This window comes from Fulvivirga ulvae, assembly GCF_021389975.1.
In the GTDB taxonomy this organism is placed as follows: Bacteria; Bacteroidota; Bacteroidia; order Cytophagales; family Cyclobacteriaceae; genus Fulvivirga; species Fulvivirga ulvae.
The window spans coordinates 4,153,144-4,168,760 of the sequence record NZ_CP089981.1; the positions used below are offsets into that span (position 1 = coordinate 4,153,144).

Below are 15,617 nucleotides of genomic sequence, written 5' to 3' on the forward strand. Positions count from 1 at the left end.
TTTACGGTCTATGTCAGAATAAGATTATGGACCAGGAGTTTAGTAGGGATCTACATCGAAAATAATTTTTGATGTTTTTAACTCTTTTTCCTGCATTAACTCCAGTCTTGCCTCCAGTAATATGTGTTTAACCTTGGACAGACTTACCTGTGATCTTTCCAGTTTGATGATCAGCTCCATCAGAAACTCATTTCTGATTTTTGATATTACCGGTTCCTCCGGGCCAAGCACACGTTTTGTGCCAAGTTTTTCTTTGATCAGATTGCCAAGTTTAACTGCAGTTAAAGAGGCCAGTTTCGCATCACGATTTTTCACAATCACACCTATCAAACGAGTAAAAGGAGGATAGTGGTGTGTCTGGCGCTCGGCTATTTCACTTTCGTAAAACTGGTTGTAGCCATTGGTAATGATCTGTTTGAGTACAGGTTGATCAGTATTCCTGGTCTGGATCACTACTTTACCTTTTTTGTCCCTTCTGCCTGCCCGTCCGCTTACCTGGGTAGAAAGCTGGAATGTGCGCTCAAATGACCTGAAATCAGGAAAGTACAACATCCTGTCAATATCGAAGATGCCAACCAGGTTCACATTGTCAAAATCCAGCCCTTTACTTACCATTTGAGTACCTACTAGTATGTCGATGTTGCCTTGCTCAAAATCGGATATAATGGTGTCGTAACTACGCTTTTTCCGGGTGGTGTCCAGATCCATACGTTGTACACGGGCCAGCGGAAAAAGGAGCGAAATTTCCTCTTCCAGTTTTTCCGTACCAAAGCCGATTGTTTTCAGGTGTGTGGCACCGCAGGCCTCACAGGTGTTGGGAAGCGGTTCTTTATATCCACAATAGTGGCACCTGAGTTCTTTTCTGTATTGATGATAAGTCAGGCTGACAGCGCAACTGTTGCATTTGGGTATCCAGCCACATTCGCCACAAGTGATGTAGGGTGAATATCCCCGGCGGTTTTGAAAAATGATCACCTGCTCCTTATTTTCAAGAGCCTGGTTGATAGCATTGATCAGCTCTGAGGAAAACTCACCTTTAGATAACTTTTTATTCTTTTCCCGGATCATATCAGCAACCACAAAGTCAGGAAGCTGGCCTGCTCCAAAGCGGGTGGTGAGTTTTACCAGGCCATATTTACCCTGCCGGGCCTGATATTGCGATTCCATGGAAGGAGTGGCAGAGCCTAGCAGTACCTTGGCATGATGCTGACTGCCGATCATCATAGCCACATCTCTGGCATTATACCTCGGGGCGGGGTCGTATTGCTTGTATGATGACTCATGCTCCTCATCCACCACAATAAGACCGAGGTTGTCAAAGGGTAAAAATATTGCTGACCGCACACCCACTACAAACTGGTACCTGCCTGAAAGCACTCCTTTCCAGACTTCAACACGCTCATTATCAGAAAATTTAGAATGATAGACACCCATTTTGTCCCCAAATATTTTGCGCAGTCGGCTAACAATCTGGGTGGTAAGTGCTATTTCAGGAAGCAGATAAAGGATCTGGCTTCCACCTTCCAGTGCATCCTGGATCAGGCTGATGTAAAGCTCTGTTTTCCCACTTCCCGTAATACCGTGGAGTAGAGTAACATCTTTTTCTTTAAAGCTGGTAAGTATCTCTTCTTTGGCTTTTAGCTGGGTTTCTGTCAGGTTTACCTCTGCCAAAGAGTTGTCATACGAGTCAAATCGGGATACTATGACTTCAAATTCTTCGAAGACCTCATGCTTTACGAGTGTTCTGAGAGAAGAATCTGATAAATCACCGCCTGTAAAACTTGATTTGATCAGACCGTTTTTGTTGAGCTCAGGCTGATTGAAAACCTGTACATTTTGCAGGTAATGAAGCAGTATGGCTTCCTGCTTTGGCTTGCCGGCCAGCTCATTAAATAGTTTTTCAAGTTCATTTTTAGCCAGCCATTGGGGCCTTAACCTAATCCGAGACTCTTTTTTGGGCCTGTATTTCTCTTTTACTTCTTCAAAAATGATGATGGTCTCCTTGTAGACGAGCGACTTAATAATGGTGTAAATCGATTTTTGGTTAAGCAATTTGCTTATCTCACCATAGCTAAGACTATCATTTTTTATCAAGGTTTCCAGTACTATGGTTTCCTTGTCGCTAAACTCCAGGTCGGACTCATAGTAATCGAAATGGGGGTGCAGCTGTACTTTGGATTCGCTACTGAGCTTCAGGCCGGTGGGTAAAGCAATATTCAATACTTCACCAAGTGTACACATATAGTAGTCAGCTATCCACTGAAAGAGTACAATCTGTATTTCATTGATCACCGGCTCATCGTCCAGCACCTCCAGGATGTACTTGGCTTCATATTTTTCCGGAGGGGTTTCATGGATCCTGCCAATCACGCCTGTCAATATTTTTCGTGAGCCAAACTGTACGATTACTCTGCACCCGGTTTGTACCAGCTCATCCATGTCATGAGGCACCCGGTAGGTAAACATCTTGGGTATGGGCACAGGTAGGATAACATCCACAAACCAGGTTTGCCGGATTTCTTCGGTGGCCGTATGGAACTCAAGTTGACTCATAGCAGTTGCGAAGGTAAAGGTAAATGATCAGCGCAAACTTACTAATCATTTATGGTAAGTATATGGAAGAGGGACAATGTCAAAAACTTATATGCTTTGCTTAACAACACAGGAATAAAGTGGGGAGGGGATGGTGCGATACTGTGGAAAATTCACATCTTAAAATTGAAAAAGACCTGCGTAATATTATTGTTGGTAAGCTTGTTACATTTAGAGGCTAATAACACAGGGAGTGTGTGATACCAGTGGGAATGGAGAAATTTTTGCAGGAAAATAATCGAAAGTGTTATTGTTCGTCCTTTGTGCATGCCACTTTGGAGATATAAAAGCTTTTACCATATGGCTTGATAGTCCATTATTTCAACTACTTCTTTGGCATTCAATCCGTTCAAAAGAGCGATCAGCAGATTCCGGGTATATTTTCAAGGAAGGATATTAGTTACATTTGTTACTGATTAATGATAATATGAGGGGAAATATACTTACACCTTTATTTATAGTGGCTTCTATATGGTGCGTAATTCTGCCAGCAAGGCATACTACTGCGTTGGCTCAGGTGAATAAAATGGATTATGCCGATAACCAGCTGATAGTTAAATTCAGCGGTGACATTGCGATATCCCGCCGGCAAACAGGAAGACTGTCAATTGATGATCCCAGGATCAGGGAACTTAACAAAAGGTTGAATGTAATCAGAGCAGAAAGTCTCGTGCCAGATAATATGTCGGGGACAGGGAGCAGTGCCGATAGGAATGGTGTTCTCACCACCCAGCAACCGGTACTTTATACTTTTGGTGAGCGTATAGACGTAAGCGCTATAATCCTCATATTAATGAAAACCGGATTTTATGAGTATGCAGAACCTAATTATATAGGCTACGGTGGAGCACCATGTACCGTTACACCCAACGACGAATACTATAACAACCGGCAATGGGGGCTTAATAATGATGGTACATTGACGGCCAATAGTATTGAGGGAGCTGATATTGATATGGAAAAAGCCTGGGGCGTAACTACAGGAGATACCAGTGTAGTGGTGGCCATTTTAGACTCTGGTGTAAAACTGGATCACCCTGAGTTTGATGGCAGGCTTTGGGTAAATATGGGTGAAATAGCGGACAATCTTCTGGATGACGACGATAATGGTTATTACAACGATTACCACGGTTGGGACTTTGTAAATAATGATAATGACCCGGTAGATGACCATGGTCACGGCACCAATGTGGCGGGCATTATAGGCGCTACCGGAAATAACGGGATCGGCTATGCAGGTATGGACTGGAAATGTAAGCTGATGACCTGTAAGGTATTGGATGAAAACAATTCAGGTTTTTATTCTGCCTGGGTATCCGGTATTTATTATGCAGTTAATAATGGTGCAGATGTTATTAACATGTCTGTGGGAGGCACCAGTTACTCTGCAGCTATGAAGGATGCAGTTGGTTATGCAAGAGACAATGGCGTACCGGTGGTTGCCAGTATGATGAATACAGACAGTGATCAGGTATTTTATCCTGCAGGCTACGAAGAGGTGATTGCGGTTGGTGCCACCAACCCTGACCATAGCCGGGCAAATCCCTTCTTTTTCGATCCGGCCAGTGGCAGTAATTATGGGGCTCATATTGACATTGTAGCGCCGGGAAATTTTATCTACGGCCTTAACTACAAAGGTAATAATGATTACAACCGCATGTGGGGCGGCACCTCGCAGGCAGCACCGTTTGTAACAGGAGTTATTTCCCTTATGAAAGGAATAAGGAGTGATCTGTCCGTTGACTCAATTAAGAATATTTTATACAGCACTGCCATGGATGAAGTGGGCCTGCCTGAAGAAGATACCGGGGGGTGGGATAAGTATCATGGTCATGGGGTGCTCAATGCTTACCAGGCCGTGTCGGGATTAGCAGTCACTTACGAGGATCAGCTACTTTGCTCCGGTTCGGATTATACCTTTCCTGATGGGGTGGTTTTAACTGACATTACCGAAAACCTCATACGCACCAGTACACTCCTTTCTCAAAACAATTGCGATAGTATAGTGGTGACATCACTGGTGGTAAAGCCAACCTATAGCCGTACGCAGGAAGTTTCAGTATGCAGTGGTGAAAATTATACCTTTCCTGATGGAACCATTGCTGCCGGTATTTCTGAGGCTTTTGCCCATACAAGCCAGTTGACCACTGCCTATGGTTGCGATAGCCTGATATCGACGGTAGTTAATGTAAACACAGTTTATGAGATTGATGAGGAGGTAGCTGTATGCAGTGGAGGCGACTACACCTTCCCGGATGGTACCATCGTTACCGGCATAAGTAGCGAAATGGTGCATACGAGTACTTTTGAAACTGCACAGCATTGTGATAGTCTTATCACTACAAAAGTGAGCATAAGACCAAACCATCATACAGAGCAGGAAGTGCAGATATGTAGCGGAGGAAGTTATGTTTTTGCAGACAATACAGTGCTTGAAAACATTGTTGATGATACAGTTTATGTAAGCCACTTTAAAACAGAATATCAATGTGACAGCCTGATCACGACCAGCATCAGCGTAACACCCAACTATGAACTTACAGAAGAAGTGGAGGTATGCCTCGGCAATAGCTACACCTTCCCTGACGGCACATCAAAGGAAAACATAACAGGTGACATTACCTACAGCAGCCAATTGGCTACGGCCACTGGCTGCGATAGCCTGATCACTACCCATGTACAAGTAAGGTCTGTAGACGCCAAGATACTGGTGGGTGGGCAAACCCTGATATGCAATGCCCAGGAGGCTGAGTATCAATGGATAAACTGCGCTAATGGATCGGTGATTATAGAAGGGGAGGTGAGCCAGACGTTTAAACCTTTGCAGTCAGGTAGTTATGCTGTTATCGTTTCAAAAGACGGTTGCCAGGCTACATCAGAGTGCCTGGAGGTCACTCCATTAGGGGTAGGAGATTCAGAACAGGAGCTGGTTAGAGTTTATCCGAACCCTACTTATGGAGGGCTGGTCATAGAAACCAACGGGTTGGGTGAGCATTTTAAAGTGGAGGTGACGGACTTGTCCGGGAAGGCGATTAATGTGCCGGTTTTGTATGAATCAGGCAAGTTGAAAGTTCATATTGATCGACCTTCGGGTATTTATTTGCTGCATGTGTATGATAAAGCCGGAGTAACAACTTTTAAAATTATAAAGGAGTAGCGCAGGACAATAACTTTTGTATTGTGAAGGTTGTTTACAAATATGATATTAATGTCTCGTTTGAACTTAAAAAATAAGTGTTATGTTTGTAGTGTGTTGTTCCTAATGTAAGGATCTTAAGACCGCTCTCAGAAAGTATCTCAATAATTCCTACACGCAGTTCCACAAGATAGATCAGGCACTTAATACTCGCAAGAGTTTAAAGATCAGTTGACAAGATGTTTAATTTTCATTCACTTGATTATCAAGAGTCTGACAAAATATAAGTAATACAAAATCCAATATTATCAATACCAGGAACCCTAAATTTTCAAATACTGCTGGCTCAGATTTTTCTAAAACGTTAAAGAACAGGGTCAACGATTATTTTAAAACCAATAATCTCAGCAAGTATGGTAACGGCAGTATGGTAACGAAGACCATATTTATGCTTTCGCTGTTTTTTGTGCCTTTGGTTATCGTAAACATTGGTTTTATAACCAGCCCGTGGGTACTGTTTTTAATGTATATACTCAGCGGACTGGGTATGGCAGGAATAGGCATGGGAGTAATGCACGACGCCATACATGGATCATATTCTAAAAGCAGGAAGGTGAATAAATACCTGGGCTATACGCTCAATTTGATTGGCGCCAATGCTACGATCTGGAAGATACAACATAATGTGCTTCACCATACTTATACCAATATTGATGAAGCAGATGACGATATAAGTGCACCGTTTTTCCTGCGCTTTTCACCTCATGCTAAAAAATACTGGCTGCATAAATTTCAGTTTATCTATATCTGGTTTTTCTATGGACTTTCTACGATTTCATGGGTAACTTCCAAGGATTTCATCAAGATGAGGCAATACAGAAAAATGGGCTTCATCAAGCAGGAGGAGTTTAAAAAAGAGATGCTACAGGTGATTGGCTGGAAGCTGCTGTATTATTCTTACACATTGATACTTCCGGTCTTCATGCTTTCGATATCACCATGGCTGGTGGTGCTTGCGTTTATAGCCATGCACTTTGTTACGGGTATAGCTATCAGCCTGGTATTCCAGACGGCTCACGTAATGCCTACCTCTGAGTTTCCCGTGCCGGATGAAAATGGCCTTATTGCTAATGACTGGGCTATACACCAGTTGGCAACTACAAGTAATTTCTCACCCCGTAGTCGGGTATTTTCCTGGTTTATAGGTGGATTAAATTACCAGGTGGAGCACCATTTGCTACCCAATATTTGCCATGTACATTATAGAAAGTTGTCGCGTATAGTAGCCGAAACAGCTAAGGAATATGGGGTTCCATATCATATTAAAAAAACTTTTGTGGCTGCCGTTTGGGACCATATTAAGATGCTATACCAACTGGGCCGAATGGAGCTCGCCCCGGTAAAACAAAGGATAAAATAAGATGACAGGTCAGAAACAGGCCTGCATCAGTAAAAAGAAAACATAAATACAATTAATAAAGTAATGCAAGAAGGAACAGTAAAGTTTTTTAATAACACCAAAGGATTTGGATTTATTAAGCCCTCAGATTCAAGTGAAGACATCTTTGTACACGAAAGTGGCTTGGTAGATGAAATCCGCGAAAACGACAAAGTAAGATTTGACGTGGAAAGAGGAAGAAAAGGAATGAATGCAGTTAACGTTGAGTTGATTGATTAATTCAAAAAATAAATATATAAACACACAATTAGCAAAGTAATGCAAGAAGGAACAGTAAAGTTTTTTAATAACACCAAAGGATTTGGATTTATTAAGCCCTCAAATTCAAGTGAAGACATCTTTGTACACGAAAGTGGTCTTATAGATGAGATCCGTGAAAACGACAAAGTAAAATTTGACGTGGAAAGAGGAAACAAAGGAATGAACGCCGTTAACGTTGAGTTGATCGACTAATTTCTTTTAGGTCATAGACATTGGAGCCGCTCCCGAAGTAAACCCCGGAAGCGGCTTTTTTATGCCCCATTAGTTAGTATTTAGACGTTAGTATTGAGTATTGAGGGGTTTTTAGACAAATAAGCCGCCATTGCGCGGCCATCAAGAAAATCACACCGATCACCCCTCACCGAATACCGGCCACCCTGGCCATCACTCAAATCACCGACCACCAATAACTCTAGTCACCAAGAAGTACCTAGCAAGAATCGGGTTTTACTGCACTCAGCCCCTCCTGATATTTGTGCCTGAAAACAATACCTGAAATATGAGATTCATCCTGCTATTGCTGCTGACAAATATGCTGTTTACCAGCACGGTTAACGCCGAAATGGTTACCATACGCGATACCACCGACCTGGCCAGCGTAGTATCCCCGGAAGACCCGGATTTCATAGAAGTGGTAAGTCAGGAGCTCCTGACAGCCTACTTACATTCAGAAACAGAAATCACATGCCCTGCACTGGTACTTGTTACCTACGACGAGACAGGCAATAAACTGGACGCTACATCATATCCATTAACCCAATTCACTCAAGTCCTTCAAAAGGACAATCCGTTCAAGCCCGGGAGAATATACCTGATCCTTACCCGGTTTAGAACCTATTATTTTAGTACAATTGGTGGTGACCGGTAATTATAGGTAAACAGTAAGCAGTCCACCTTAACCGTCATTGCGACGAGGGTATGAGGAAGCAATCCCCCAGCTACAAAGCATGATCCAAACCCCACCGCTCACCAATTACCAAAAACTACTCCTCCTTCAGCGCAGCAATCTCCTTCTTACTAAGCCCTGTTGTCTTTACAATAATGTTTAAGTCAATACCTTCACCTAGTAGCTTTTTAGCAATTTCGCGTTGAGCTGACTCTCGGGCCGCATCAATCTTCATACTCACCAAAAGCGCCTTTTCCCTATCCATCAATACATAATTGTGGCTGTTTTTCAGTTCTTCGATAATGTCCTTATCCGCCATGCTGAAATACTCCTTTTCGGAGATGATGAGGTGGTCAATTACCTCAATGTTGAGCATCTGGCCTGCTTTGATCATTTTGTCGGTAACATCCTTATCACCTTCGGACGGTGTGAGTTCGCCGCTCGGGTGGTTGTGTACAAGGATCATCTGCACCGCCAGCTTGTAGATCGCCATTCTGAAAATCTCGGGTGGCGCCACCTGCACCCGGTTGACAGCCCCAAGGCTGATCAACTCAATGAAAAGGATCTTATTCTTATTATCGAGCCCCACCACCCAGAAGTGCTCCTGGTTTCTGCGGATTTTATTCTCCCGCAGCAAAACCTGCTGCATCACACGATACACATCTTCCGAGTTAAGGACTTTAATTTTTTGCTCTTGGGTCAGGCGTACATTCATGGGTGTAAATTAAGGCTTTTGACGGGAAGATGTTTAATATATTTGAGTGAAAAATGATTTTGATAACTTCAGAAATGAGTGGAAATGTTTATAACAAGGTTATTTTAACATTTCATGCTTTGTCAATTGCAGAAACAAACTGTGCTGAGTACATTATGAGTGAAAGAGTAGCCTGTTAATCGTTTTTTCTGAGTTTATCTGTTGCCTTCCAGAGTTAGTTGCGTTGCAAGTGGTTCTTCTTTTGCTTCTTTCATTTTAGCCATTTGTGCTATTTAAATGAGCAGCTAGGTTATGATTTAATTTGTGTAAAACTCTTTAAATCTCCTTCCATTACATTCAAAGCAAATCCCATTTTCAATATGTTGGTACTGCGGAAAGTGGCCAACGCCTCTGCATCTGGTGCAATAGGTTAAGGTACCTTTTTCTTTACCATTTTTATCCAGCCATTTGATCTGTTGGCTCTTATGCAATTCTTCATGACACTTCCAACATAGAGTCATCAAGGCATCCGATGGGTAGGACCAGGGTTTTTTCTCATCCTGATAATACGTGTGATGTACATGCAATTCGCGGCAATAGATTGTTTTTCCCTGTTTTTTATCGTTAATAAAGGTAATGTTCTCTGTTTCATGGACATTCTCCCGAAACGAATCTTTTGTTATAAAGAACTCGAGGTCCCTGAGGTTATAATTCGTGATGGTATCATTATCTAAATAGAAGGTTAATGTATATTGATTGTTTTTTTCATCAGAAACTTGAGCGTTGTACCTATTCCTTAGCATGTAAAGGTCTTCAGCAAGGTGCAAATGTTGGGAAGAAAGAAATACCTCTTCGAGATTTACTTTTTGTGATATGACTTGTATAGAACGATTACTACACTTATTGCAAGAGTATTGATTATCACGAATGATGGTAAATCTTTTGATGTACCAATTAGGGTTGGTCAATAGCTCAATATACGGGGTATCATCTGTCATCAATTAAGCATTCAAAATAATTGTCTAAGTTATTTACTTTTTTCAGGCTGCAACGGACATCTTTTTTCATGAATGTAATCGCCTCATCGCAGCTAATAAACTTGGGATCGAAATTGATAAAAGCGATTTTGTCTGGAAGAGTTGCTATTCCATATTCATCGTGTTCTGTTTCTTTAACAAGAATACACCCATCCTTTGACTTTACTTTAGTGATGAATACCATTTTGACTTGTTTGCATAGCTTTAAATTTAGTTTATTTTGCTATAATAGAGAATATTTGATAAAGAATAATTTATATTATATCAAATTATAGTTATAATTGCCTTCTGACTGCAAAATTGTTTTGTACATAACAAGAATTAAGAGTATAAATCAGAATATATAAAGGTTATACTCCTGCATTTTAAGATTTATTGAATTAAAAAGATAAATTTAAGACAGCGAATTTCGCGGTTTTTTTGTTTCAGGAGAATCACCACAGTAATCCCTCCCCATAGGTTTACAACATTTATCTTGAAAGTGTACATGTATAGTAAACGTGCTTTTTCTATACATGAAAATTAAAACGTATATAGAAAATATCCATGTCTGACACCTACCAAAACAAATACCGCATAGCCTCTGCACGTGCATCATTCTGGGATTACGGCTGGAATGCATCATATTTTATCACCATATGTACGCAAAACAGGGAGCATTATTTCGGTGAAATTGTCAATGGCGAAATGCACCGATCAGAAATGGGTGAAACGGCCCATGAGGGTTGGTTGAAAATTCCCGATTATTTTCCATTTGCCAAATTGGGTAATCATATTGTTATGCCCAATCATGTGCATGGAATTGTGATTATTGATAAACCGGATGGTGGGTTTGGACGGGATGTGGACGATAGCGATGGGTTGTCGGTTGGGGACGTTCGTAGAGACGCGATTAATCGCGTCTCTACGAACGTGGTGGTACCGGATCAACCGGAATCATCCAACCCACCCGGCGGAATAACCGGCAATAAAAATCCCATGTTGCACGACAACCTGTCGAAAATCATCCGATGGTACAAAGGGCGCACCACATTCGAATGCCGGAAAATACATGCAGATTTTGCGTGGCAATCGCGTTTTCATGATCATATCATTCGGAATGACCAATCATTTTATAGGATTTCGCGATACATCGTTAATAATCCATTGAAATGGAAAGAGGATAAATTTTATTTGTCCAATTGTTGATCAGTCCATTCCTGCATTTCTTCTAAATAATTCATGTAGAAATCATTCCCATTCCTGCCGTCCAGTAACCCTGCACGATGTGCCGCCTGTTCGCTAAACCATTGGCCCAGGTCAGGGGTTGGGTATTCGCCATCTTTATCAGCAATATCAAAGGGGAGCTGCTTTAGATTGAAATGTAGTTTGATAGCTGCATTTCCTGATTTTTCCATCGCCTTTAGGAAAAGGGCGGCAGAAAGGTAGAAGTGGAAATGCAGGTAATCAGAAGTGCGGCCGAAGAGTAATGGGAACTGCGGTTCCAAAATGGCCCGGGCACTGACGAAATCACCTTTTATGGTGTAGAATAGGAGTAGTTGGCTGTATTCTACCGGGAAGGCAACAGTATTGTTCAGGTACCTCAGTGCTTTGGAAGCATATACCTCTGCCAAATCCCATTTTTCAAGCCTCATGGCTGCCATCAGGGCTTTAGGATAGGTGAGGAGAGGTACTTCGGCACAGGTAATCTTTCCATCCAGTATAGGTTTAGCCGTGTTGAGCAGGGCCTGAGATTCCTTTGTCATTAAAAAGATGTTCAGCAGGCTGTCGCTCTGGCAGGCTTTGCAGTCCAGCAATACGTGATTGCTCGTGGCCTGCTTATATTTTTCGTAGGCTTGTCGGGCTTTCTCTTCGTCGCCAAGCTTTACATACACCTTCATGTAGTAATGCTGAATGATCTTGTCCGCCGCACCAAAAGCTTTAAAACGAGCCTCAAAATCTTGTAGCAGGCTGTCGATTTGCTGTAGCGATACTTTGTGGTACTCCGGGATTACATCCAGCACCCATTTGAAAGACCAAAGTACGGAACGGTATCTGAATCTGCCGGGATGCTGGTCGCAAACGTTGAGGAACCATGGGAATTGTGCTATCAGCTCCTCATCAAAATTAAGGAAGGTACACTGCGACATATACTCGTACCGGGCTTCAAACTCCAGGTCAAGGTCTTTGAAAAATTGGGCCTTTTGAATGGCCTTAAAAGCCAGTTGTTTGTTGGCAAGTGTGTCATTCGCGCCCATCAGGTAGTTAACTACCTTCTGCAGGTCTTCAATAGTTTCTAATTGCGTAGCGTCCATCGTTGTTGTTAAAATGACTGATCCAGGATATAAGTAAGGTTTTCGTTCATAGCTTCCAGCTCCTGCTGGTTGAGTGGGTAGTGGCCCATAAGCATAGCGTTGATGTACAACATTTCTACCAGAGGGCGTTCCATTTTCTCCTGCGGCTTGTGAAGCAGCTTTTGGACTATCGAATTATTGAAGTTTAGAAAAAGCTTAGAGCGGAATGATACCGAGGGTTCAATTACCGCACTGGATATACCGGCCCATAGATCGTTACTGTCGTTTTTGATCTGCTCTATGTCGCGCGCCATCATTTTTCTTTCCGAAAGGTGGAAGATAGCAGGTATGTTATCGGGCACAAACTGCCTGATCTCCAGTTCACAGTCAAACTTTAGCAGGTAGTCCTGCAAAGTATCGAGCCTGCTTTTGTGCCGGTCAAACACTTCAATGTTCAAAGATTTCAGGATGTTGCCAAAGTATTCCGTGTCAATAGCCTGATATAAATGTTCTCTGTCTATGTGGCCCAATGCCTCCAGTATTTGCGAGTCGTACACATAGCCCGCATTGATGACCAGCTTGTTTTGCGCTTTCGCTATCGGTACGATTTGTCTGAATTCATCCACATCAGAAATATAAAAAACTGTTTGCACCCGCTTTTTGATTTCCTGCAAAGTCAGCACTCCATCAGTGGTGGAGAAAGTAAACCAGTTGGCAATAAAGCCTAGAAATTCCGGGTCGGAAAGTGACATGTATTTGAGTGCATGTCCATGTACTTTGATGATGCGTTCAAGCGACTGTGGAGAGGCTTTGCTGAGGTCGATGAAGTATTCTTTGATGGCATTGCCCAGGTCTTCGCGTATATTTTCATAAGTATCATTGTGATAAATATCTTCCCTTGAGGCCGTAGGAGAAAGGTTCTCCGAATTGATGATCACCCTCACAAAAAATGCCCACTCCGGTAGCAGGTGCTGAGCATGTGCCGTGATGAACATATTTTTGATATAGACCTGGTTGCTTTGAGTAGAGCCAAAATGCGTAGGGTGAGGCATAATATAAGCTATGCCTTTGGTTTTTCCGGAGCTGTCGCGGATGTACAGGAAGTTGGAGAAATTTTCCTGAAATATTTCCCTGCCCAGGTTAAGGGCCTGATCACTGCTGGTTTTGTTGTCCCAGGGAAAAGTGCCTTGGATAGAAGTAAGGTATTGCCCGTTGACTTCTACTTCGATAGGTATGCCCAGGTATTTTCCGTATAAATTGAGCAGCATGATAAGCTTATCCTGATCAAAATCGATGTTGTTCCTCAGTTTTAGCACTACCTGAGTACCCGCTTCATGGTCAGTATCGGCAATGGTTTCTGTTTGATAGGTGCCATCAATATTGCCCACCCATTTTACCATATAATCGGCTTTTGCAGATCTGGAGTGGACCACAATCTCATCACTTACCATAAAGCAGGAGAGCAGCCCGATACCAAACTGGCCGATAAAGTCATTCCTGGTTTCTTCCAAAGCCTGCTGCGACTTTGAGCTTGCCCCGATCTTGGACAGAAATTCGTTGACCTCATCCTCGGTAAGCCCAATACCATTATCGCTGATCACCAGCCCACGATGGTTGTCAGCGTCGTAGTAATCCACCTTAATGCGTGCTTCAAACTGCTCCTTGTGGCCCCTGGCTTTGATAGCATCCACGGCATTTTGCAAAAGCTCGCGTACAAACACCTCTTTATGGCTGTAAAGGTTGTCGGACAGTACTTTGAGTATACCGCCGAGATTAACTTGGAATAGTGACTTCATGTAATTAAAAACTTAAAATTATCAGGTTGACAAAACAAAGGAATATAATTTATATTTCCTTAGTGCTATCGGTTAAATTCGTAATCGTTATTGAGGAGGTACGGCGGCGTTATCTCTCATTCGAAATATGCTCCAACGAAGGTTTGACTGTGCTATCAGGTATTGCTTCCTCCTACTGTCGTAGCAATGGTGAAAACATCGCACGCCGCACGTCATCACCGATTCTCGCGACTGGTATCAACCAAGGCCTCGGTGAGTGGAGGTAGCTTTATAATGGAAAAGGAAATTAATCACCAGCAAACTGCCCGAACCTTATTGAAAAAAAGGTTAATAAGGAAACTGCTAAGCCACTGATAAGTATTGCAGGATGGGAGAGACGCTGTTAAATAATTAATATCTCACCCTTGAAGGATCAATGTACTTATGGCCCTTCAGGGTGAGATAATTATCTTTTATTCTTAGAACCCAATTCTAATCCCGATATTGATTCCTGCACCGCTTGCATTAACCTCTTGCGAGGGAATAACAGTGGGCTGATCTTCTGGCTGGGGAGAAGTATTGGAAATGGTATAATCATCTTTGAATATAAACTTCTTTTCAGAAACAGGCATGTCCTCAAGCTGCTCTCCTGGTACCAACACTGACTGACCATCGGAAATAGCTGTGGTTGTAAAACTTTTGATCTCTGCTTCCTCACTTTTAATGGTAAAGCTTTTGAACTCTGCTTCTCCGAAAATGCTTACTCGGTCGTTAATAGGAAACAATACACCTACAGCTCCAACATACCCTACACTGAATTTGGCAGTTACTTCAGACTCAGCCCTTAAAGCTATATCTGTTCCTGGTCCGCCTCCATTAACTATATCGGCCGAAGTTTCAATTGTAAGATTACCGGCAGCCGTAACTAAAAGGCCTACTCTGGCGTAAGGGTTGATACCTTCAAAGCCCGGAGTTACAATAATGGCAGGGCTTAAATCCACGCCTCTTATATAGGCAACTTCTTCTGAATTCATCACTGGGCTGCTTAGCTTGCCAATTACAGTTTCATCACCATGGAAGTAATTAATCCCTAATTCAGCACCGATATAAGGATTAAACATGTACCCACCAGTGATATTGCCTTTAAATCCTGCTCCTAAGGAGCCGCTCAGACTCTTTACTGTGGTCGTAGAGCCATCTGCACTAACGGTTACTTCAGTAGACTGCCTTATTCCGGTTAGTTCGTTAGGGTCGGCGTTGTTAAATTCAGTTTTGGCCGATTGGAATGAGTAGCCACCACCGGCCCTAAGGTAGAATCCCTGTGCCTGAAGCTGGGAGTAAGAGAAAGCGGCCATGGCTAAAGATGCAATAAAAAAAAGTAGTGTTTTCGTAAGTTTCTTTTTCTGAGAATACGTCATAGTTAAGTTGTTTAAAATTGTTCCAGCCAAAAATAGTGCCGCGCGAAATTAGGCTTTTTGAGGTGTTTCTAAAGGCTTGGGTGTAG

The 15,617-nt window shown here is 42.4% G+C and carries 12 protein-coding genes; 6 read left to right on the forward strand and 6 right to left on the reverse strand.

Features of this window, described 5'->3' with window-relative positions; translation table 11 throughout:
• Nucleotides 1-39: 39 nt before the first annotated feature.
• Entirely contained in the window at nt 40-2,553 is a 2,514-nt protein-coding gene (gene priA, locus LVD17_RS17725; protein WP_233760348.1) for a replication restart helicase PriA, read from the reverse strand.
• A gap of 466 nt (nt 2,554-3,019) precedes the next feature.
• On the opposite strand from priA, the gene LVD17_RS17730 reads away from it, so the two are divergent.
• The 5 genes from LVD17_RS17730 to LVD17_RS17750 all read left to right on the forward strand — a co-directional run bounded on the left by LVD17_RS17730 (nt 3,020) and on the right by LVD17_RS17750 (nt 8,316).
• Nucleotides 3,020-5,749, forward strand: a complete 2,730-nt coding sequence (locus LVD17_RS17730; RefSeq protein ID WP_233760349.1) for a S8 family peptidase — start codon at nt 3,020-3,022, stop codon at nt 5,747-5,749.
• A gap of 406 nt (nt 5,750-6,155) precedes the next feature.
• Entirely contained in the window at nt 6,156-7,148 is a 993-nt protein-coding gene (locus LVD17_RS17735) for a fatty acid desaturase family protein (protein ID WP_233760350.1), read from the forward strand.
• Nucleotides 7,149-7,211: 63 nt separating this feature from the next.
• Entirely contained in the window at nt 7,212-7,406 is a 195-nt protein-coding gene (locus tag LVD17_RS17740) for a cold-shock protein (protein ID WP_233760351.1), read from the forward strand.
• A 39-nt stretch (nt 7,407-7,445) separates the two neighbouring features.
• Complete coding sequence (locus LVD17_RS17745) at nt 7,446-7,640, forward strand: cold-shock protein (RefSeq protein ID WP_233760352.1); 195 nt, start codon at nt 7,446-7,448, stop codon at nt 7,638-7,640.
• Nucleotides 7,641-7,947: 307 nt separating this feature from the next.
• Nucleotides 7,948-8,316, forward strand: coding sequence for a hypothetical protein (locus LVD17_RS17750; RefSeq protein WP_233760353.1), 369 nt, complete (start codon nt 7,948-7,950; stop codon nt 8,314-8,316).
• Between the two features lie 115 nt (nt 8,317-8,431).
• On the opposite strand, the gene LVD17_RS17755 is transcribed toward LVD17_RS17750, so the two are convergent.
• Nucleotides 8,432-9,049 carry a JAB domain-containing protein gene (locus LVD17_RS17755; protein WP_233760354.1) on the reverse strand — a complete coding sequence of 206 codons (618 nt, stop codon included), beginning with the start codon at nt 9,047-9,049 and terminating at the stop codon, nt 8,432-8,434.
• A 296-nt stretch (nt 9,050-9,345) separates the two neighbouring features.
• Nucleotides 9,346-10,026 carry a hypothetical protein gene (locus LVD17_RS17760; RefSeq protein ID WP_233760355.1) on the reverse strand — a complete coding sequence of 227 codons (681 nt, stop codon included), beginning with the start codon at nt 10,024-10,026 and terminating at the stop codon, nt 9,346-9,348.
• Between the two features lie 585 nt (nt 10,027-10,611).
• On the opposite strand from LVD17_RS17760, the gene LVD17_RS17765 reads away from it, so the two are divergent.
• Nucleotides 10,612-11,253, forward strand: coding sequence for a transposase (locus LVD17_RS17765; protein WP_233760356.1), 642 nt, complete (start codon nt 10,612-10,614; stop codon nt 11,251-11,253).
• On the opposite strand, the gene LVD17_RS17770 is transcribed toward LVD17_RS17765, so the two are convergent.
• From LVD17_RS17770 to LVD17_RS17780, 3 genes are all read right to left on the reverse strand, one after another.
• Entirely contained in the window at nt 11,235-12,359 is a 1,125-nt protein-coding gene (locus LVD17_RS17770; RefSeq protein WP_233760357.1) for a hypothetical protein, read from the reverse strand. The two genes, LVD17_RS17765 and LVD17_RS17770, sit on opposite strands and share 19 nt — an antisense overlap.
• An 8-nt stretch (nt 12,360-12,367) precedes the next feature.
• Nucleotides 12,368-14,134: an HSP90 family protein gene (locus LVD17_RS17775; protein WP_233760358.1), complete on the reverse strand. Its 1,767-nt coding sequence runs from the start codon at nt 14,132-14,134 to the stop codon at nt 12,368-12,370.
• A 458-nt stretch (nt 14,135-14,592) separates the two neighbouring features.
• Nucleotides 14,593-15,531, reverse strand: a complete 939-nt coding sequence (locus LVD17_RS17780; protein ID WP_233760359.1) for an outer membrane beta-barrel protein — start codon at nt 15,529-15,531, stop codon at nt 14,593-14,595.
• Nucleotides 15,532-15,617: the final 86 nt, after the last annotated feature.

Excerpts from the sequence above, each read along its gene's own strand:
- priA (WP_233760348.1), bottom strand. The coding sequence starts at position 2,553 with ATGAGTCAACTTGAGTTCCATACGGCCACCGAAGAAATCCGGCAAACC.
- LVD17_RS17730 (WP_233760349.1), top strand. The coding sequence starts at position 3,020 with ATGAGGGGAAATATACTTACACCTTTATTTATAGTGGCTTCTATATGG.
- LVD17_RS17735 (WP_233760350.1), top strand. The coding sequence starts at position 6,156 with ATGGTAACGAAGACCATATTTATGCTTTCGCTGTTTTTTGTGCCTTTG.
- LVD17_RS17740 (WP_233760351.1), top strand. The coding sequence starts at position 7,212 with ATGCAAGAAGGAACAGTAAAGTTTTTTAATAACACCAAAGGATTTGGA.
- LVD17_RS17745 (WP_233760352.1), top strand. The coding sequence starts at position 7,446 with ATGCAAGAAGGAACAGTAAAGTTTTTTAATAACACCAAAGGATTTGGA.
- LVD17_RS17750 (WP_233760353.1), top strand. The coding sequence starts at position 7,948 with ATGAGATTCATCCTGCTATTGCTGCTGACAAATATGCTGTTTACCAGC.
- LVD17_RS17755 (WP_233760354.1), bottom strand. The coding sequence starts at position 9,049 with ATGAATGTACGCCTGACCCAAGAGCAAAAAATTAAAGTCCTTAACTCG.
- LVD17_RS17760 (WP_233760355.1), bottom strand. The coding sequence starts at position 10,026 with ATGACAGATGATACCCCGTATATTGAGCTATTGACCAACCCTAATTGG.
- LVD17_RS17765 (WP_233760356.1), top strand. The coding sequence starts at position 10,612 with ATGTCTGACACCTACCAAAACAAATACCGCATAGCCTCTGCACGTGCA.
- LVD17_RS17770 (WP_233760357.1), bottom strand. The coding sequence starts at position 12,359 with ATGGACGCTACGCAATTAGAAACTATTGAAGACCTGCAGAAGGTAGTT.
- LVD17_RS17775 (WP_233760358.1), bottom strand. The coding sequence starts at position 14,134 with ATGAAGTCACTATTCCAAGTTAATCTCGGCGGTATACTCAAAGTACTG.
- LVD17_RS17780 (WP_233760359.1), bottom strand. The coding sequence starts at position 15,531 with ATGACGTATTCTCAGAAAAAGAAACTTACGAAAACACTACTTTTTTTT.